The 19,191-nt window shown below is 38.5% G+C and carries 17 protein-coding genes; all 17 read right to left on the bottom strand.

Going from position 1 to position 19,191, the window contains the following annotated elements; all coding sequences use genetic code 11:
* Nucleotides 1-35: 35 nt before the first annotated feature.
* Entirely contained in the window at nucleotides 36-548 is a 513-nt protein-coding gene (thiW, locus tag NXS11_RS05360; protein WP_259199614.1) for an energy coupling factor transporter S component ThiW, read from the bottom strand.
* 83 nt (nucleotides 549-631) lie between these two features.
* Nucleotides 632-1,021 (bottom strand): YlbF family regulator, encoded by a 390-nt coding sequence (locus NXS11_RS05355; protein WP_259199613.1) that lies wholly within the window; start codon nucleotides 1,019-1,021, stop codon nucleotides 632-634.
* Entirely contained in the window at nucleotides 1,021-2,568 is a 1,548-nt protein-coding gene (gene miaB, locus NXS11_RS05350) for a tRNA (N6-isopentenyl adenosine(37)-C2)-methylthiotransferase MiaB (protein WP_259199612.1), read from the bottom strand. The genes NXS11_RS05355 and miaB overlap by 1 nt, the downstream gene beginning before the upstream one ends.
* 314 nt (nucleotides 2,569-2,882) lie before the next feature.
* The gene (locus NXS11_RS05345) at nucleotides 2,883-3,749 is read right to left on the bottom strand and encodes a 2-oxoacid:ferredoxin oxidoreductase subunit beta (RefSeq protein ID WP_259199610.1); all 867 of its coding nucleotides are present in this window, start codon (nucleotides 3,747-3,749) and stop codon (nucleotides 2,883-2,885) included.
* Nucleotides 3,750-5,510: a 2-oxoacid:acceptor oxidoreductase subunit alpha gene (locus NXS11_RS05340; protein WP_259199609.1), complete on the bottom strand. Its 1,761-nt coding sequence runs from the start codon at nucleotides 5,508-5,510 to the stop codon at nucleotides 3,750-3,752.
* A 115-nt stretch (nucleotides 5,511-5,625) separates the two neighbouring features.
* A complete protein-coding gene (locus NXS11_RS05335) occupies nucleotides 5,626-6,423 on the bottom strand; it encodes a TIGR00282 family metallophosphoesterase (protein ID WP_259199608.1) in 798 nt (265 codons plus the stop codon).
* A 331-nt stretch (nucleotides 6,424-6,754) separates the two neighbouring features.
* Nucleotides 6,755-8,905, bottom strand: a complete 2,151-nt coding sequence (locus tag NXS11_RS05330; RefSeq protein WP_259199607.1) for a heavy metal translocating P-type ATPase — start codon at nucleotides 8,903-8,905, stop codon at nucleotides 6,755-6,757.
* A complete protein-coding gene (locus NXS11_RS05325) occupies nucleotides 8,895-9,236 on the bottom strand; it encodes an ArsR/SmtB family transcription factor (RefSeq protein ID WP_259199715.1) in 342 nt (113 codons plus the stop codon). The genes NXS11_RS05330 and NXS11_RS05325 overlap by 11 nt, the downstream gene beginning before the upstream one ends.
* 161 nt (nucleotides 9,237-9,397) lie before the next feature.
* A complete protein-coding gene (rny, locus tag NXS11_RS05320; protein ID WP_259199606.1) occupies nucleotides 9,398-10,957 on the bottom strand; it encodes a ribonuclease Y in 1,560 nt (519 codons plus the stop codon).
* A gap of 306 nt (nucleotides 10,958-11,263) precedes the next feature.
* On the bottom strand, nucleotides 11,264-12,313 hold the full coding sequence (gene recA / locus NXS11_RS05315) for a recombinase RecA (RefSeq protein ID WP_259199605.1): 1,050 nt from the start codon (nucleotides 12,311-12,313) through the stop codon (nucleotides 11,264-11,266).
* A 196-nt stretch (nucleotides 12,314-12,509) separates the two neighbouring features.
* Nucleotides 12,510-13,667 (bottom strand): CinA family nicotinamide mononucleotide deamidase-related protein, encoded by a 1,158-nt coding sequence (locus NXS11_RS05310; protein ID WP_259199604.1) that lies wholly within the window; start codon nucleotides 13,665-13,667, stop codon nucleotides 12,510-12,512.
* A 342-nt stretch (nucleotides 13,668-14,009) separates the two neighbouring features.
* Nucleotides 14,010-14,594 carry a CDP-diacylglycerol--glycerol-3-phosphate 3-phosphatidyltransferase gene (gene pgsA, locus NXS11_RS05305; RefSeq protein WP_259199603.1) on the bottom strand — a complete coding sequence of 195 codons (585 nt, stop codon included), beginning with the start codon at nucleotides 14,592-14,594 and terminating at the stop codon, nucleotides 14,010-14,012.
* A gap of 39 nt (nucleotides 14,595-14,633) precedes the next feature.
* A complete protein-coding gene (locus NXS11_RS05300; RefSeq protein ID WP_259199602.1) occupies nucleotides 14,634-15,029 on the bottom strand; it encodes a helix-turn-helix domain-containing protein in 396 nt (131 codons plus the stop codon).
* Nucleotides 15,030-15,045: 16 nt separating this feature from the next.
* On the bottom strand, nucleotides 15,046-15,882 hold the full coding sequence (locus NXS11_RS05295) for a YmfK family protein (RefSeq protein WP_259199601.1): 837 nt from the start codon (nucleotides 15,880-15,882) through the stop codon (nucleotides 15,046-15,048).
* A 47-nt stretch (nucleotides 15,883-15,929) separates the two neighbouring features.
* On the bottom strand, nucleotides 15,930-16,631 hold the full coding sequence (gene ymfI, locus NXS11_RS05290) for an elongation factor P 5-aminopentanone reductase (protein ID WP_259199600.1): 702 nt from the start codon (nucleotides 16,629-16,631) through the stop codon (nucleotides 15,930-15,932).
* Nucleotides 16,628-17,917, bottom strand: coding sequence for an EF-P 5-aminopentanol modification-associated protein YfmH (gene yfmH / locus NXS11_RS05285; RefSeq protein WP_259199599.1), 1,290 nt, complete (start codon nucleotides 17,915-17,917; stop codon nucleotides 16,628-16,630). Before yfmH ends, ymfI begins: the two co-directional genes overlap by 4 nt.
* The gene (yfmF, locus tag NXS11_RS05280; RefSeq protein WP_259199598.1) at nucleotides 17,910-19,175 is read right to left on the bottom strand and encodes an EF-P 5-aminopentanol modification-associated protein YfmF; all 1,266 of its coding nucleotides are present in this window, start codon (nucleotides 19,173-19,175) and stop codon (nucleotides 17,910-17,912) included. The genes yfmH and yfmF overlap by 8 nt, the downstream gene beginning before the upstream one ends.
* Between the last annotated feature and the right edge of the window lie 16 nt (nucleotides 19,176-19,191).

The raw sequence follows: 19,191 nt of genomic DNA, 5'->3' as shown, positions 1-19,191 counted from the left end.
ACGATACGCAACTTTCGATTCGCCTAGCCTATCTGTCATTTTGACTTATGCTTAGTATAATTTTGTAACTTCGTCAGCAGCCCACGCTTTTTTAACACGATGAGCAATGCGTAACTCACACCGGCACCTACCATACTTGAAACAATAAATGCAAGCATCAATGGTTTAATCAAAAAATCATCCATATGTAAGAGCCAAGCTAGTGGGATACATACTAAACTACCTATAATGCCTGTTCCAATCACTTCACCAATCGCCGTAACAAATAAATGACGATTAACGTAATAGAAGAAACTTGCTAATAAGACACCAATCATACTGCCTGGAAATGCAAAAGGCGTGCCAGTACCTAATAAAAGACGAATAGAAGACGACAAGAATGCTTGCGCGAGTCCATACCATGGTCCGAGTAAAACAGCACTCAAAACATTCATAAAATGTTGTATAGGTGCAACCTTAATAGGACCAATTGGTATAACAACTACCGTACTTAATACGACATTCAATGCAATGAAAAGCGCTGTTAATGTCAACTTCTTATTATTCATTGTCCAACCCCTTTTCTTTTAAGCAGTTTCTGATGTTACATAACACACTGTTGTAACCCTGTGAGTCATCAATCCGAGCACTTCTAAAAATCGTTGCGCAGTGCATTTCCGTTATTTGGTATCTCTATCTGCGGTATAGCAATACCCTCTGATAAAGTTTCAATAATGTATTGAATCGTATCATTTGCCTCATGCTGTGCTTGACGAAACTCAGCAACAATTGGAAAATCATCTATTTCGTCTTGAATCGCTTGTATAGTCTCCTCAGAATGCTGATAAGCAACAAGCTTTTGATAGTTTTGAAAGTTCACGGATTGCTTTTGTTGTTGCTTCAAATTAGCCATATGTTGTGCAATATGCTCATTTTGATGAATTTGTTGTTCAACGCGTTGATAGTAGCGGATTACTTCTAAGCCTTGAATCGCTTGTTGCAATTCGCGCGCCTTTTGCAATACATCATCTTTGGTTGTCATTATTGACTCACCAACGTTGCATCACTCACGCCTACAAATTCACCGTTTAACGAATATTGTTTCGCTTCAACAATTTTAACATCGACAATTTTCCCAATCATAGATTTAGGTGCACGGAAGTTAACGAGCTTGTTGCGTTCTGTGTATCCCGCTAACACTTCCTCATCTTTCTTACTCGCACCTTCGCATAATACTTTAACTGTCTTGCCATCATATGCTTTCAACGCAGCTGCCGAGAATGTACCTACCAATTGGTTTAATCGTTGTAGACGTGCTTTTTTCACTTCTATCGGTACATTGTCTTTCATCTTCGCAGCTGGCGTGCCATCACGTTGAGAGTATAGATACGTATATGCATGTTCAAAACCAACTTCTTCATATAATGACAACGTCTCTTCAAATTGTGCTTCCGTTTCATTTGGATAACCAACGATAATATCCGTTGTCAGTGCAACATTAGGTATCGCTTTTTTAATACGATCCACAAGATCTAAATAACTTGCGCGCGTATATTTACGTCCCATAATTTTAAGAACTTGATCATTACCTGATTGAACCGGTAAATGAATATGTGGCATGATATTACCACCTTGTGCAATCACTTCAATCATGCGGTCTGTGAAGTCCCATGGATGGCTCGTAGTAAAACGCACACGTGGAATGTCAATCTTCGCAATATCTTCTAATAAATCGCCAAGACCGTATTCGATATCGTCTAAATCTTTCCCGTATGAGTTAACATTCTGACCGAGCAACGTAATCTCTTGATAGCCTTGACGTGCTAAGTCGCGCACTTCATCGATAATATCTTGCGGACGACGACTACGTTCTTTCCCACGCGTAAATGGTACGATACAGTATGTGCAGAACTTGTCACAGCCATACATAATGTTCACCCATGCTTTGATGCGACCTTCACGGACTTTCGGCAAGTTCTCAATCACATCGCCTTCTTTAGACCATACTTCAACGACCATTGCTTTAGAAAGGTATGCTTCCTCCAAAATTTGTGGTAAACGGTGAATGTTATGCGTTCCAAAAATCATATCGACATTTTGGTACGATTTCAAAATTTTATTTACAACTGATTCTTCTTGTGACATACAACCACACACGCCGATTAAACAATCTGGACGCTCTTGTTTGATATGCTTCAAGTTACCAATTTCACCGAATACTTTGTTTTCCGCGTTTTCACGAATCGCACACGTATTCAATAAAATAACATCTGCAACATTAACATCTTCCGTCGGAGTGTAGCCCAGCGCTGTCAAAATCCCTGCCATGACTTCTGTATCATGCGCATTCATCTGACAACCATACGTTTTGATTAGGAACGTACGCCCTTTACCCATACCGCGATATTTTTCATCGATTTGGAAGTCACGATTATACACTGTTTCTTCCTTACCACGCTTTTTCGCTTCCTTCAGACTCGGCGGTTGATAAACGTGGTCGAAGTATTTACTATAATCTTTTTCTTCCGCTTTATCTTTACGATTCGCCAGCACATCTAACGTTCCAGCTTTTCTTTGTTCTTCATTCACATGCAAAACCCTTTCTGCCTTATATCATCTCTTCATTATATTAGAAAAAAACACAAAGTGCAATTTGTCATACCTTTGCATTTCAATATCATTTTTATCACATACACAACCAAAATCATTTAACAAAAGATAGCGAAATGTCTTCCCCATTCATGCCTTTTTCACTTTATACTTCACACGCTTGGCATAAATCTCAACACTGTCCAACACATGTTTTATGACCTATTTCCACAGTTATTATAAACACCAAATTTTTCTATAAATAAAGCTGAAGCCCTCCTACTCCAAAGGGACTCCAGCTCTGTTTGTCTGTTCTATACAAATTGTTTTGTTAATGATTCAAATTGCGACGGTGTTAACTTAATATCTTGATAGGCTAATGGTGTTTCACCAAACGATTCGATTTGTGATTCATATGATGGTGTTTCTGTATCTTGGTAAACGATACCTTTAACCAAAGAATTATGTTCAACAACTGTTTGAATAGCACGTTGTTTATCAGAAGTATCGTAATCTTCAATGTCGCTCAAATCAGTAAGGTGTTCTTTAAACCAATCATACGTATTAATTTTATTGTATGTGACACAAGGTGAGAACACATTCACAAATGAGAAGCCGTCGTGGTTAATCGCATCTTCTATCATTTTTGTCAATGCTTTAATATCGCTTGAAAAACCTTGTGCGACAAACGTTGCGCCTGAAGACAACGCCAATTCAAGCGGTGCAACGTTTTGTTCGATGTTCCCTTTTGGTGTTGTTTTCGTCACGAATCCAGGTGCCGATGAAGGTGATGTTTGTCCTTTCGTCAGACCGTAAATTTGGTTATCCATAACAATATACGTAATGTTCATGTTTCGGCGTAATGCATGGATTGTATGACCCATACCTATCGCATAACCATCACCGTCACCACCAGAAGCAATCACAGTCAAATCACGATTCGCCATTTTAACCCCTTGTGCCAATGGTAATGCACGTCCATGAATAGAGTGAACGCCATATGAATTGACATATCCTGAAAGACGTCCAGAACAACCGATTCCGGTAATCAATGCCACTTCATCCGGTTCTAAACCAACATTAGCTGCTGCTTTTTGAATCGCTGCTTGAACTGAAAAGTCACCGCATCCTGGACACCAGTTAGGTTTGACATTATTTCTAAAATCTTTAAAAGTTGCCACTTAGAGTCTCTCCTTTTGTGAATTTAAAAGGTCGATACCTTTCTTCTCAATCTCATACGGTAAAAATGGTGTACCGTCATATTTTGTTTGATTCACTAATTTATCGCCTAAATTCACATTCATTTTAATGATATTTGCTAGTTGCCCTTGATAGTTATGTTCAACGACAACTACTTTATGTGCACGATCCACTGCTTCTTGGATGATATCAGTTGGAAATGGATGCAATTGACGAATTTGTAAATGTTCGACTTTGTGCCCCTCTGCTTCCAAACGGTCAGTACCTTCTTGAATAGCACCTTTTGTCGAAATAAAGCCAAGGTATAAAATATCTGCCTGCTCATGCTTCAACGTACCTTCAACAGGTTTCTCAATGTGTAAATTCTCTATTTTGCGCATGCGTTTATCCATTTGATCTTGACGATTTTGTGCAGCTTCACTCGGTTTCCCTTGTTCATTATGTTCTACACCCGTCACATGATGAATACCACCTTTGACGCCTGGAATCGGTCTAGGCGATATACCTGATTCAGTTACGGCATAACGTCTGTAATAATCTTTGTCTTCAGGATCACGCACAATCTCTTCTAAAATGGTTGCGCCACGATTGATCTCAATCTTACTATAATCTAATTGTTTCACCGTTTGTTTTCCAAGTGACAATTGTAAGTCACTCAATAAAATAACAGGGCATTGATATATTTCAGCTAAGTTGAAAGCTTCTACTGCAAGGTAAAAGGCATCTTCTGCATCTGTTGGTGCTAAAACAATCTTAGGAATATCGCCATGTGTACCATAAATCATTTGCATTAAGTCCGATTGTTCTTGCTTCGTTGGTAATCCCGTCGATGGCCCCCCACGTTGTGTATTCATAATCACTAGTGGCGTTTCAGTCATACCCGACAAACCAATTGCTTCCATCATTAACGATAATCCTGGACCTGCAGAGGCTGTGAATGCTCTAACACCACCATAATTTGCACCGATAGCCATTGTGGCTGCAGCGATTTCATCTTCAGTTTGAATCACAGCACCACCAACTTCTGGTAAATGTTCAATCATATATTCCATAATTTCAGATGCTGGTGTAATTGGATAAGCAGCCATAAAACGTGAGCCACCTGCAATCGCGCCCAGACCAATCGCATCATTCCCAATCATATATAGATGCGGCACACTATCACTTTCCACCAAATCAAAGTCACCCTTAATATTTGAAAGTTCATCCTGCATTAAGCGGTAACCTTCGTGTAATGCTTGAATGTTTAAGTCAACAACTTTGTCACCTTTTTTCTCAAACATATTGGTAATCAAATCTTCAAATGGTGTCTTATCTAATGACATCAATGCCGCAGTCGCACCAATTGCTACCATGTTTTTCATCAACGTTGTGCCCAATTCCTTGGCCACCGCTGTAAACGGCATTACAATTAACTGTGCCTTACAATCTTCTGGCTTTTCAGGCTTTGCTTTGCTATCAGCTAAAATCACGCTATCTTCTCGCATTTCTTGGTGATTTAATTCAATCGTTTCTTGATCAAATGCTACTAATATATCTAAATCATCACTAATCGCATGTACAGGTGTTGTTGACACCCGAATTTTGTTGTTCGTATGTCCGCCTTTAATGCGGCTAGAAAAGTGACGATAGCCGTACAAATAATAGCCTTTACGATTCATAGCTGTCGCAAAGATTTCGCCGGTAGATTCAATCCCTTCACCTTGCTGTCCGCCCACTTTCCACGATATTTGAGATTTCATTCAATTAGCCTCCTACACGTTTAACTTCATTATTTATCATATCAAAATAACCCACTATATGCGCAACTAAATAGTGGGTTTTATAAAAAATCATACTAATGGACGATACGCACAGTTAATAAAATTTTGCTGGATGATCCTCATTAATTAAAATACGTTCAATATGCTTTGCAGTACCGTCTGGTCGCAACTCTACAAACACTCCTGATAAAACACTACGTCCTTCATCAGGTACAACATGTCTTTGTGGCAAACTCGTAATAAAACGTTCAATCACTTCATCACGATTAATACCAAGTATACCATCGTAATAGCCAGTCATACCAACATCTGTAATATAGGCTGTTCCTTTGGATAAAATGCGCTCATCTGACGTTTGAATGTGTGTGTGTGTGCCGACAACTGCACCTACACGACCATCTAAATACCAGCCCATCGCATTTTTTTCTGACGTTGTTTCAGCATGAAAATCAACGAATATATAGTCTGTTTCTGTTCGAGCTTCTGCGATAAGCTGATCTGCCTTTTTGAAAGGATCATCAATATCTTGCATAAACGCTCGACCTTGTAAATTAATGACTGCTAGCTTTTTATCATTTAGCTGAATAATGCGCATACCTATACCTGGTGCTTCATCAGGAAAGTTCGCAGGTCTGATCATACGCGTCGCATCATCTATAAAATCATATATTTGACGTTGACCATACGTATGGTTGCCCATCGTCATAAAGTCAACACCTTCACGTAAAAGTTCCTTATAGATTTTTTCTGTTATCCCCTTACCATGTGCTGCATTTTCTGCATTCACAATAGTTACTGTAGGGCGATAGTGTTGTTTGAGGTTCAATAAGTGTTCAGCAATCGCCTGTCGCCCTATCTTCCCCACAATATCTCCTATAAATAAAATCCTCATATTATACGTCCTCTCTATTATCGACACAGGCAAGATAAGCCACAGTCATCACTAATTCCATTAAGCACTCAGCATTTGAATATTGTGTTTTAAGTGCAAGGCTCAGCAACTTTTCTTTTTTAATTGAAGAGCGCTAGAGGTCGCACAGCGTTTATTGCTTACCTCTTACACAAAATGATGATGTCCCCACCTCTAGTCAACTGCCCTGCACAACATTTTTCTCTTTTCTATTAAGGGCTCAGCCCCTTCAATCGTGACATTGTTCATGCCTTAATCATCAACTACTTCTACTCACTTGTTTATTTTAACGTGCTGATAATTGTTGTCAATGCTACATTGCATCTTTAACGTATAATAAACGCATCGCATTCAAAGTCACTAAAATGGTTGCACCCATATCAGACATAATGGCAATCCACAATGTAAGCCAACCTGGAATAACTAATAATAATGCGATAATTTTCAATCCAAGTGCAATCGCAATGTTCCATTTAATTGTACGCATTGTAAGACGACTCAAACGCATCGCATATGGTAATTTTGACATGTCATCGCTCAACAATGCCACATCTGCTGTTTCAAGCGCTGTATCTGTGCTCGCGCCGCCCATCGCAATTCCGACATCTGCACGAGCCAATGCAGGCGCATCATTGATACCATCGCCAACCATTGCAACGGGCTGTATTGATGAAAGTTGTTCGATATGTGTCAGTTTATCTTGAGGCATTAAGTTCGCATAAACATCTGTAATGCCCACTTCTTTGCCTATTGTATTCGCTGTATAAGTATTATCCCCCGTCAACATTACCCGTGATGTTACACCGAGTTTCGCTAATTGTGCAATCACCCTTTTAGATTGTGGGCGTACTTTATCTTGCAATGCAATTAATAGACGTAACGTGTCATCTTCCATTACCAACACCACTGTACGTCCTTGTTGCTGTTGTGTCTCTATTAATTGTCGAATCTCAGGTGTTAACTCTGAATCAAACAGATGTGGTTGACCGATTGTGATTGTATGCGTGCCAAATTCACCTTGAATACCTTGTCCTGTTAAAGTTTGAATATTTGTTGCTGATTCATCACGTTGTATGCCTTTTGATTCAACATCTTTGACAATCGCACGCGCCAGTGGATGTTGTGTTGTATATTCGAGTGCAGCAACATGCGATAATAATGTATCATTCTCTTGCCGTGATGACAAAGTGATCATATCCACAACAGTTGGTTCACCCATCGTCAATGTACCCGTTTTGTCAAAAGCTATCGTTTTAATTTTACTCAACTGTTCTAAATGAATGCCACCTTTTATCAGTACACCATTTTGGGCAGCACTACTAATGCTTGAAACGATTGAAATCGGTGTTGAAATAATTAACGCACATGGACAACCTACTACAAGCACTGACAACCCTTGATAAATCCAATCATACCAATCAGCCCCTGTCAATAAAGGAGGCAATACCGCCACAGCGGCTGCAATCCCCATAATAAGTGGTGTGTAATAACGTGCAAACCGTTCGATAAAAGCTTGTGCTGGTGCCTTATTGAGTTGTGCCGCTTCTACCATCTCAATCACTTTGGCAATAGTTGTATCGTCTTTTGTTTTGGTCACTTCAATCTCTAATACCCCATCATGATTCAAGGTTCCTGCAAACACCTCACTGCCAACGACTTTATCGACCGGAATCGACTCACCTGTTATGGCAGCTTGGTTAACACTCGCATGTCCAGAACATACAATACCGTCTAATGCAATTTTTTGTCCTGCTTTAACGAATAAAATATCGCCTTCGTTTATTTCTTCTACAGGTAGCTCCATATGCTTACCTTCACGAATAACTGTCGCTTTATCAGGCGCAATGGTCATGAGCGACGCCATCGCATCACGCGCCTTACGCATCGAAAACGCCTCTAATGCTTCACTCAATGCGAAGAGAATTACAACGACTGCGACCTCTCCCCATTGTCCAATGAGCACACCACCTATTACCGCAATAGTCATTAATGTATGCATATCAAATTCTAAATGAACTAAGTTTCTAATACCTTCTTTAAGTAATGTTGTGCCACTAATCAAAACAGCACTTATAAATAATAACGGGGTCAAAATGGTATTTGAACCATATAGCCATTCAGACAGATAGCCAAACACAATCAATAATGTTGAAAACCATAAAGCCTGATTCTTCACAAGAAATTGTTTCATTTTTTCTAATGCTGTTTGGTTTTCAAAACCTTTATCTTGGTTGGACTGCTGACCATTCGGCATTTGATCATCATAAATTGTAAGATTTTCAAACGCACCAGCGGCTTCTATTTCTTTGAGTGAGGGTGTCCCCGTTACATATATTTTGGATGCACCAAAATTCACTGTTGCTGATGTGACTGATGGAAGCGCCGCAACATTACGCTCAAATTTTGCCGCACAGTTCGCACAAGACAAGCCTTCAATACGGTAAGTCGTTTGTTTATTGGTCATCACGCATCACTTCTTCCTTATGTTCAATTGAAATCATCATAATTTGACGAATATGCTCATCATAAATACGGTAAAACGCACGCTTCCCTTCCTTGCGATATGTAACGACACCATTTTTGTATAGAAGACGTAGATGATGCGATGTATTTGCAACTGTCAAATGTAATATTTCCGCTAAATCACAAACGCATAATTCATCATGTACACACAGCAAGTAAGTTATCTTCGCACGATTGATATCGGCAATACTTTTAAACATCAAACTGACACTGTCAATATTTGTTTGTGCAAGTGTTTCCTTCGCTTCACGTACATGGGCTTCATCGATCATAAATGTATCGCATCCCATCGGGTTTTGAGCCATATCATCACCTTCTTATATTCAAGTATTTACTTGAATATAAGATACCATATTTCTTTCCATCATTCAAATATTCACTTGAATGTTTGAGAAGGCATAAAAAAACAACCCCATTATTGAGGTTGCTTTTTTTATTTTGCATATTCGACTGCTCTCGTCTCACGAACAACTGTCACTTTAATATGACCTGGATATTGAAGTTCTCCTTCAATCTGATCTTTAATGTCTCTTGCCAAGCGATGTGATTGTAAATCATCGATGGCTTCTGGTGATACTATCACACGAATTTCACGACCTGCTTGAATCGCAAATGCTTTTTCAACACCATCATAATTTTCCGAGATGGCTTCTAATCGTTCTAAGCGCTTGATATAGTTTTCTAATGTTTCTTTACGTGCACCTGGGCGTGCTGCTGACAATGCATCGGCGGCTGCGACAAGAATTGAAATAATAGACGTCGGTTCTACATCACCATGATGTGAATGAATCGCATTGATTACAGTTGGTGATTCTCCATATTTCTTGGCGAGTTCCACACCAATTTCAACATGACTGCCTTCCACTTCATGGTCAATCGCTTTACCAATATCATGTAATAACCCCGCACGTTTCGCAATCGTAACATCTTCATTTAATTCAGCTGCAAGCATACCTGATAAATGCGCAACTTCAATAGAATGTTTCAGTACGTTTTGACCATAGCTTGTACGATAGTGCATACGTCCTAATATTTTCACTAAATCAGGATGCATATTGTGTACGTTCAGCTCAAACGTCGCTTGCTCCCCTGCTTCGCGAATAATTTCATCTACTTCACGTCGTGCTTTGTCAACCATATCTTCAATTCGTCCTGGATGAATGCGACCGTCAGAGACCAAGTTGATTAATGCGGTTTTCGCAATCTCTCGGCGGATAGGATCAAATCCTGACAAGATGACTGCTTCAGGCGTATCATCAATAATAAGATCGATACCCGTCAACGTCTCGAGTGTGCGTATATTACGTCCTTCACGACCAATAATACGCCCTTTCATTTCATCATTAGGCAAGTTAACAACTGATACTGTAGATTCCGATGTATGTTCCGCTGCAAATCTTTGAACCGTAGTTGCTAGCAATTCTTTTGCAGTTTGGTTAACTTTTTCTTTCGCTTCACGTTCTTTTTCCTTAACAAGTACTGCAATATCCTGTGATAATTCATTTTCAACACGTTCCAGTTGTTCATTACGTGCTTCTTCTTGAGTGAGACCGGAGATGCGTTCTAATTCTTGTTCATGCTTCATTATTATTGATTGAACACTACTCTCTTTTGCATCTACTTGTTGTTGTCTTTCTTCAAGTTTAGATTCTTTTTGCTCTAAAATCTCATCTTTTTTATCTAATAGATCAGATTTACGCTCCAAGTTTTCCTCTTTTTGAAGAAGTCGGGATTCTTGTCGCTGAAGTTCACCACGACGTTCTCTGAGCTCGCTTTCCGCTTGCTCACGAATTCTTTGGTTTTCTTCTTTAGCTTCAAGTAACTTTTCTTTTTTTAGATTTTCGGCGTCTTTATTCGCTTGATTAACAATATCTTTAGCAGTACTTTTAGCTTGTACTTGCTGTCGATATATTAAATTCTGAGCAATAAAATACCCCGCAACAACTCCTAGAATAATACCCAGCAAAATGAGTAAGAGGGTTAATAAATTCACACAAACACCTCCTTTTCTAGGATTTGATTCTGTATATTAACAAATCAATATGATCATATGAATGTAACTAAAAATCATACATGTTTAATTGTACGTTTTGAAGTCAGAAAAATCAAGACTTGTGTCATGAATCACATATGTATTTTCTATATCTTTAATTTTGGTATTAAGTATTGAGAAAACGTCTTACAGATTATGCTATTTTAAGCTGAAAATAGCAATAAAAACGCTGAAATTTACATTCTCTGAGCGCTTAAAAAAGGAACAGCTTAACGCCGTTCCTTTCAAGTATTATATCATCGTTAATTAAGCATCAAATAATGTATCTGGCTCATCTGGTGTATCTTCACTATCTGCTACCTTCTCATCAGCAATACCGAGTTTTTCACGTAATTTGCGATCGATTTCTGCTTCAATCTGTGGATTTTCCTTCAAAAACAGCTTAACATTCTCTTTACCTTGTCCCATGCGTTCACCGTTATATGAATACCAAGCACCAGATTTGTTTACAATGTCATGCTCGACGCCTAAATCAATTAATTCACCTTGACGTGAAATACCTTGACCGTACATGATATCTACTTCTGCTACCTTAAACGGTGGTGCAACTTTATTTTTTACAACCTTAATCTTTGTACGGTTACCAACTATATCTTGACCTTGCTTCAATTGTTCAGCGCGACGTACCTCTAAACGTACAGAACTATAGAATTTCAATGCACGACCACCTGGTGTTGTTTCAGGATTTCCAAACATCACACCAACTTTTTCACGAATCTGGTTAATGAAAATGGCAGTTGTTTTAGATTTTGAAATCGCAGCAGAAAGCTTACGCAATGCTTGCGACATCAAACGGGCTTGTAAACCTACGTGTGTATCACCCATCTCTCCTTCAATCTCAGCTTTTGGTGTTAAAGCAGCAACCGAGTCAACAACTACGATATCTACAGCACCACTACGCACAAAAGCTTCAGCAATCTCCAGACCTTGTTCACCATGATCTGGTTGAGAAATATATAAGTTATTGATATCTACACCCAATGCTTCAGCATAAACTGGATCCAATGCGTGTTCGGCATCTATAAATGCAGCGACACCACCATTCTTTTGAACTTCAGCAATCGCATGTAAAGTTACCGTTGTTTTACCTGAACTTTCAGGCCCATAAACTTCTATAATTCGCCCTTTCGGATAGCCACCTACACCTAACGCATTGTCTAATGTCACCGAACCTGTTGAGATAGTTGACACATTGCGATCTTTGTTATCGCCCAGTTTCATAACAGCACCTTTGCCGAAAGACTTTTCCATATTTTTGATTACTGTATCTAATGCTTTTTGACGTTCATTATCCAATGATTGTACCTCCTAAGATTATCCATTATCTTGATTGTATCTATTTATTCACACGATATCATCTAATGTATTTGCTACTTCTATTGATCAACTTATACTATACAAGGTTCTGCTAAAAAACACAAGCATTTTAGCGAATATTTGTTCGCTTATTCGTTGTTATGAATACACTTTTACGAACAAACGTGCTTTCATTTTATTTTTTAACACCTTCATTTAGCCAGTTAAGCCATTCAATACACACATAATTTTGACTGCGATCTCTCAATAAATTGCGTTGTGATGGCATTTTAAAGCTTCTGATACTAAAATCATCACCATTTAATAAACCAATATATACCGTTTGATTTTGAACTAACAGACTGATAGCTTGTTCAGTTTCGTATAGTGATTGTACAAACATTGCTGACAACTGTAAATTTTCTTCAACTGTAGCCGCCTGTTGTATAAATGACTCATGATGCAGCATATACCCTTTCAATACATGGTGTCGGTCTGCAGCTTTTAACCGAGCATGTAATAAACCATCTGTAACAGCATCGTATACTGCAACGCTTGCTTGTTGTTGCGTCATAACAGCCGCTTCCGGTGTCATTTCATCTGATCCATAGTAGAAATAGCCAAGTCGTTCAAGTATTTGTGCTTTTATCGGGGCAATAAGGCTCTGGCACTTCTCAATATTCTTACCACTCGCCGTTAAACGAATCGTCACTTCATGTTTTCCTGCTAAAGGTGCAATCGTAGGATTTGTTTGTGCCTCAATCAAGTCCATCAATTCTGTTTCTACCTGTGACTCACCAATTCCACAAAAACGTAAGACTTCAGAAAAAATAGTTTCATTAGACTGTGCAAAAAGTGGCATCAATTCATTATCCACCATTGGACGCATTTCGCTTGGTGGACCAGGCAACATCACGACATGTGTATCTTGATAGACTGCATACATACCAGGTGCCATTCCTACATGGTTTGCCAAAACATGTGCGCCTTCAATAACTAATGCTTGCTGACGATTATTAGGTGTCATCACTTTATCTTGAGCTTTAAAGTATGATTCTATATATGATAGTGCCGCTGTATCCATAACAAGCTCTTTGCCCATCACTTGTGCAACGGTTTGTTTCGTCAAATCATCTTTTGTAGGTCCTAATCCCCCTGTAAAAATAAGCGCGTCATATTGCTTTAACGCACGTTTCGTCACACGTGCTAGACGTTCTGGATTGTCGCCTACCACTACATGTTCCAAGACATGATGACCTGCTTCATTGAACACACGTGAGAGATACTGTGCATTCGTATTAGCAATTTGCCCGAGTAACAATTCTGAACCGACAGCGATAATACATACTTGCATCGTTTATTCCTCCCCCTATCAATTAACACATCGCTCTACTAGAATGCTTATACATTATACCCTACTAATGAATTGCAAAACCAATATAAAAATCGGAAATATGTCTCCACACAAAAAACGATACTCGAAAATCTTGCTTCCAAAAGATTTTTAAGTATCGCTTCTTCAAATTATGGAAGTGGGATAGGAACCTCATTTTTCTAAAAAGATTCCATTGTCCTATCCTCGCAAGGCTGAGTAGGGGTAAAAAACTTATAAATGTGTCTTTTCACGCCAGTCAGCTACTGCCTTCTACATGAAATCTCAAACTTAAATCGAATGTTTCTATTAATGTCCCATTCCCTATTGATGGTCTTGTAAAAAGACGTCACGACCTTTATAAAAGTACTCAATACCGGACAATATTGTAAAGAACACACCGATATATAATAACACTTGACCTAGTGAAAATCCTATCCACTGACTAAACGGTTCCCCTAATAAAATCAACACAAGTGCCACCATTGTAACAGCTGTTTTGATTTTTCCTAGTTGTCCCGCTGCACTGACAAAACCTTGTTCAATTTGTAACAAACGCAAGCCAGTTACTGCAAATTCACGTGCAATAATAATGATTGCGACCACTGAGTTCGTCAACCCAAGTTCCACTAACACAATCAAAGCTGCAGAGACAAGTAACTTGTCAGCAAGTGGATCCAAGAATTTCCCCATGTTCGTCACCAGTTGCCATTTACGTGCTAAATAGCCATCAACAAAGTCACTAATTGAGGCAATAATAAAAATTAACCCACTGATTAAAAACTCAATACGTACCGCTTGTCCTCCTAAAATTGCAACTTGTCCCATTCCGAAGTCAACAAGTGCAAATAACATAAAAAGAGGAATTAATATCACACGAAAAAGTGTGATTTGGTTAGGTATATTCATTGTTCATCCTCATTTCAACTTTCTTTTTATACCGACTTATTATAACACAAGACTTACTACAGCCCAAAAAAATGCTGTGATTCCTACTAAACCAGCAATAACAATAGAAATCTGCTTTACCTCATTACTTCCTTTATGATATGCCAAAGCATGTTCTGACGTTGCTAACTGTTCAAGCGCTTTAGACACAAATTGGTTGGTCGCTGGCAATTCTTCTCGATGCTTCTCAATTAAGTGTGTACTATCAAGGTTGACCGCCTGTGCATATTTACGAATAAAACCAATAGCATAAGATGGCTGGTTCAGTTGTTCAAATTGATTACGCTCAATCGCCATTAATGTTTCGCGCTGAATATGTGTTCTTTCTTCTAATTCAGATAATGTCATTCCTAAGCGCTCTCTTTTATTTTGCAAAGTTTCACCGAGTAATTTCAATAGATTAACCTCCTAGTTAAAATCCACCAAACCCATCGCCAAAGCCTCCAAATGGGTCAGCACCAAAATCTAAATTATTTTTACTACGCACCGTTTTTTGCTTCATCTCATCATAGCTAATTTCTTGATGTTCTTCTGCGCGCAGTTCAATAATATAGTCAAAATCATCTATTTCATAATCACTTGCTTCTACAAATAAATCTGGATGCTCGACCACTTTGACTGATGGGAGTGTCATAACCTCTCTTACTAATTCTTGATGCTTCATATTTGATTCTCGAGCAGTCACAGCACCATCTATAATGTACACATGGTCTTTATCGTATTCGCCTTTAATCAAAGAACTGCGGACTGTTTGTTTTATCAATGTAGAACTGATAAACAACCAGCGTTTATGTGCTGAAACACTTCCTGCAACGATTGATTCAGTTTTACCAACCCTTGGCATACCACGAATGCCTATAAGTTTATGACCCTCTTCTTTAAATAATTCAGCCATAAAATCAACAAGTAAGCCGAGATCATCTCGTTCAAAACGAAACACCTTCTTATCGTGCTTATCCTGTTTCAAATAGCGTCCATGTCTAACTGCTAAACGATCCTTCAGTTCTGGTGGTCTTAAAACGCGCAAAGAAATATCATCTATTTCTTTCAGCAGTGTCTCAAAACGCTGCACCTTTTCTTCACTATCTGATTTAATAATAAAAGCACGTGTAGACGTCTTAATCCCATTAATCGACCCAATGTTAATGCCCATCATACCGAGCAAGCTAGACACATCCCCTAGCAATCCAGCCCGATTCGTATTAATATCATACTCCAAATACCATTCTTTTTTTTCAATCATTGACATATGTGCTCACCCCTTAAAGCGCTAACTCTTTGTTCGTATTATATCAATTATACATACCAGCCACCATTAATACGTTGTACGGTACCTGTAATACTTTGTGATAAAGGAGACAGCAAGTGCGCCACCACATGCGCTACTTCTTCAGGTTGCACAAGTCGATTTTGTGGCAATGTTTCTAATAACATTGCCATATCTTCATCATTCAACTGATCACTCATTGCACCTGACACCGCCCCGGGAGCAATCCCATTCACTGTTACATTCGTCATTGCTAGCTCTTTGCTCAATGCCTTCACAAAGCCAAGTTGTGCTGCTTTCATTGTAGAATAGATTGTCTCAAAGCTTGCGCCTGTTTCTCCCCAAATGGACGAAATCACAACAATGCGGCCATGCGGACGTAATATGAGTTGATCAACGAAATATTGACTCAGCTTGATTAAATTATAGACATTAATACGATAAGTTTCGTCTATTTGACTATCCGTCATATCTTGTAACATACCAAATAAACTCTTACCACTAACGTAGATAAATGCATCAAGATTTTGAATAAATGTTAATTGGTCGAAATCGATGGTTTGTGATACATCCAGCTGAAACATTTGTACCGGTTGTCCTTCATATAGTGCTTCTAGTTGCTCAAGAGACGCACTATGATAAGTCAAAATCACTTCATAACCACGCGAAAGAAGGTCATGCACAATAGCACGACCTATCGTCCCTGAACCACCTACAACAAGTGCTTTCATGACGTCTTCAACTCCAAGCGACTATCCACTACTTGTGATAAGTCTAAACGTTGACGCACCGTTTCATTTACCGACGTCAAGTTAATCTCATCCATAATTGTCAACAAGTCGAATAACATAATTCCCTCAAAATGATACTTCGTCGCTTGATTTGCTATATATTCTGGTGAGTTTAAACTTGAAATATATTCACCAATAAATTGACGTTTCAATAACTCAAACGCTTCTTGGTCTTTCAGTTGTCCAACACAAGCTTTCAATTCTGATAACAATGCCTTCTTCAGTTCATCAGGTTTATCTGTCGTCGAAGTAATGACTGAAAAGCTGTAACTCGATTCAATGACTGATTGATAGCTAAACGTTGTATCAATTAAATGTTGATTGAGCAATGATTGATAAAATTCAGTCTCTTCGCCCAAAACCAATTCAAAGAAAAATGACATTTCAATATCTTCTTGAACACGTTGGCGATTCGAAACATTTTGCTGACGATTTTTAAAACCTAACATTAATCGCGGCGATTTTACAGGTAAGGCTTCACGAACTTCAGCTTCTACAATCTCATATGGTTCATGTAATGGATCTCTTACAATCTCAGGCTGTGCTACAATATGCCGTGCATCTTCGTGAGACTTAACAAGTTCATATATATGTTGGGGATCAACATCACCAACAACATACAACACCATATTAGATGGATGGTAGAAAGTCTCATAACATAAGTATAAGTCATCTTTCGTAATCTCATAGATACTCTCAACGCTACCTGCAATATCCACTTTCACAGGATGTTGATGGTATAAACCACGCAATGTATTGAACATCAATCGATAGCCAGGTTGTTCTTGATACATTTTGATTTCTTCTGCGATAATCCCTTTTTCCTTTTCAACAGATGCTTCTGAAAAGTATGGAGACTCCACCATTTTTAATAGACGTAAAATATTGTCATCAATATAATCAGTTGCACTAAACAGATAACTTGTACGGTCAAAACTTGTAAACGCATTGACTTGTGCGTCATGTTCTGCAAACTCGGTAAATAAGTCACCCTCCTCCTTTTCAAACAACTTGTGTTCTAAAAAGTGGGCAACACCATCTGGAACTGTGACAAAATCATCTGATTGATGCGGCTTAAAACGTGAATCAAGAGAACCAAACTGCGTTGTGTATGTGACGAATGTTTTTTGAAAGCCTGGTTTAGGTATCACAAAGAGCGTTAGACCATTGTCTAGCTGTGCTTGATAAACTGTTTCATCAATTTGTTGATAATATGTTTTATGCATCTTCATTCACCGCCTTTGTCATAATATAAATAGTATCCAGTTGTGCGTGTTGACATAATGCTTGAATATCTGCTTTTGTCACCGCTTCAATCCCCGCAATAAAATCAGCTTCAGACTGTGGATCTTCTATCAAAATTTGATTGTGCATTAATTCAATCATTTGTTTTGGGCGATCCTTCAGTTCTTTGCGATGCGATAAAATAATCTTTTTAGCTAATGCCATTTTTTCATCAGTAAAGTTCCCTATTTTGAACTGCTCGAACGCAGCAATGATCGTATTTTTAGCAGCTTCATAAGCGTCACTAGACACACCACTTAATACAAAAAGATAGCCATTTTTGCCATCAATTTGTGAATGAATAGAATATGCCAAACTTTGCTTTTCACGCACTTCACTAAACAGAACAGAAGATGGATCAGCCCCAAACATCATGTTAAAGACAATCAACGCAGGATAATCAGTAGCACCATACTGTGTTGGAAAGCGAAAACCCATATTTAATTTCGTCTGATCAACATCTGCTGTTTCAACAACTTCATTCACAGCTTGTTGGGGATTAATTGGATAATTATCTTGTGACGGACGATATGTAAATGATTGCACGTTAAATGTATCTGCTAGTTTGGCACTGATATAATCCTTATCAACATTCCCAACGACATAGATAGAACAATTATCATGACTGAGCATATTTTGATATGTATGATATAAACTTTGTGCTGTAATATGTTCCAATTGCTCAAGCTGCCCAACTGCCGGGTATCGATATGGTTGATCACCAAACATATATTTTAGTAATTGTAAATAGGATAGTTGTGTTTTATTATCTTCAATCGCAATAAGTTTGTTTTGCAATAAACGCTTTTCTTGTTCTAAGAAAGTTTCATCAAACTGCTGATTTTGTACAAGTGGATTTAGAATGACTTCTTTCAACAATTGAATCCCCTCATCAACAAGTGACAATTCATCTGGTAAATATCGTTCGTTCACGATTTCTAAACTTATCGTGATCACGTGGCAATCCTTAAATTTTGATACATTACTATTCAAATAAGCACCATATAAATACGATAAATGCTGGTTGAATGCTTTATCAGTTGGATATTTCTCCGTTACTCGTACAAGCATTTTGCTGAGTAATGATCGTGCCGTCATCGTTTCGATATCAAGTGGTGCCATAAATTTAAAGGCAATCGTTGTTGTTTTAAATTTATCAGTCGGCATCACATGAATCGGTACATTTGAATGCAAATCCATATACCTCTCTCCTTTT

This window comes from Staphylococcus americanisciuri (assembly GCF_024814435.1).
GTDB classification, from domain to species: Bacteria; Bacillota; Bacilli; order Staphylococcales; family Staphylococcaceae; genus Staphylococcus; species Staphylococcus americanisciuri.
The sequence above is the reverse complement of the archived record's forward strand: the minus strand, read 5'-3'. Positions and strand labels throughout refer to the sequence as shown.

Bases quoted from the DNA above. Each gene is read 5' to 3' on its own strand.
- thiW (WP_259199614.1), bottom strand. From the start codon at position 548: ATGAATAATAAGAAGTTGACATTAACAGCGCTTTTCATTGCATTGAAT.
- NXS11_RS05355 (WP_259199613.1), bottom strand. From the start codon at position 1,021: ATGACAACCAAAGATGATGTATTGCAAAAGGCGCGCGAATTGCAACAA.
- NXS11_RS05340 (WP_259199609.1), bottom strand. From the start codon at position 5,510: ATGAAATCTCAAATATCGTGGAAAGTGGGCGGACAGCAAGGTGAAGGG.
- NXS11_RS05335 (WP_259199608.1), bottom strand. From the start codon at position 6,423: ATGAGGATTTTATTTATAGGAGATATTGTGGGGAAGATAGGGCGACAG.
- NXS11_RS05330 (WP_259199607.1), bottom strand. From the start codon at position 8,905: ATGACCAATAAACAAACGACTTACCGTATTGAAGGCTTGTCTTGTGCG.
- NXS11_RS05325 (WP_259199715.1), bottom strand. From the start codon at position 9,236: ATGATCGATGAAGCCCATGTACGTGAAGCGAAGGAAACACTTGCACAA.
- NXS11_RS05310 (WP_259199604.1), bottom strand. From the start codon at position 13,667: ATGCAAGTATGTATTATCGCTGTCGGTTCAGAATTGTTACTCGGGCAA.
- pgsA (WP_259199603.1), bottom strand. From the start codon at position 14,594: ATGAATATACCTAACCAAATCACACTTTTTCGTGTGATATTAATTCCT.
- NXS11_RS05295 (WP_259199601.1), bottom strand. From the start codon at position 15,882: ATGTCAATGATTGAAAAAAAAGAATGGTATTTGGAGTATGATATTAAT.
- ymfI (WP_259199600.1), bottom strand. From the start codon at position 16,631: ATGAAAGCACTTGTTGTAGGTGGTTCAGGGACGATAGGTCGTGCTATT.
- yfmH (WP_259199599.1), bottom strand. From the start codon at position 17,917: ATGCATAAAACATATTATCAACAAATTGATGAAACAGTTTATCAAGCA.
- yfmF (WP_259199598.1), bottom strand. From the start codon at position 19,175: ATGGATTTGCATTCAAATGTACCGATTCATGTGATGCCGACTGATAAA.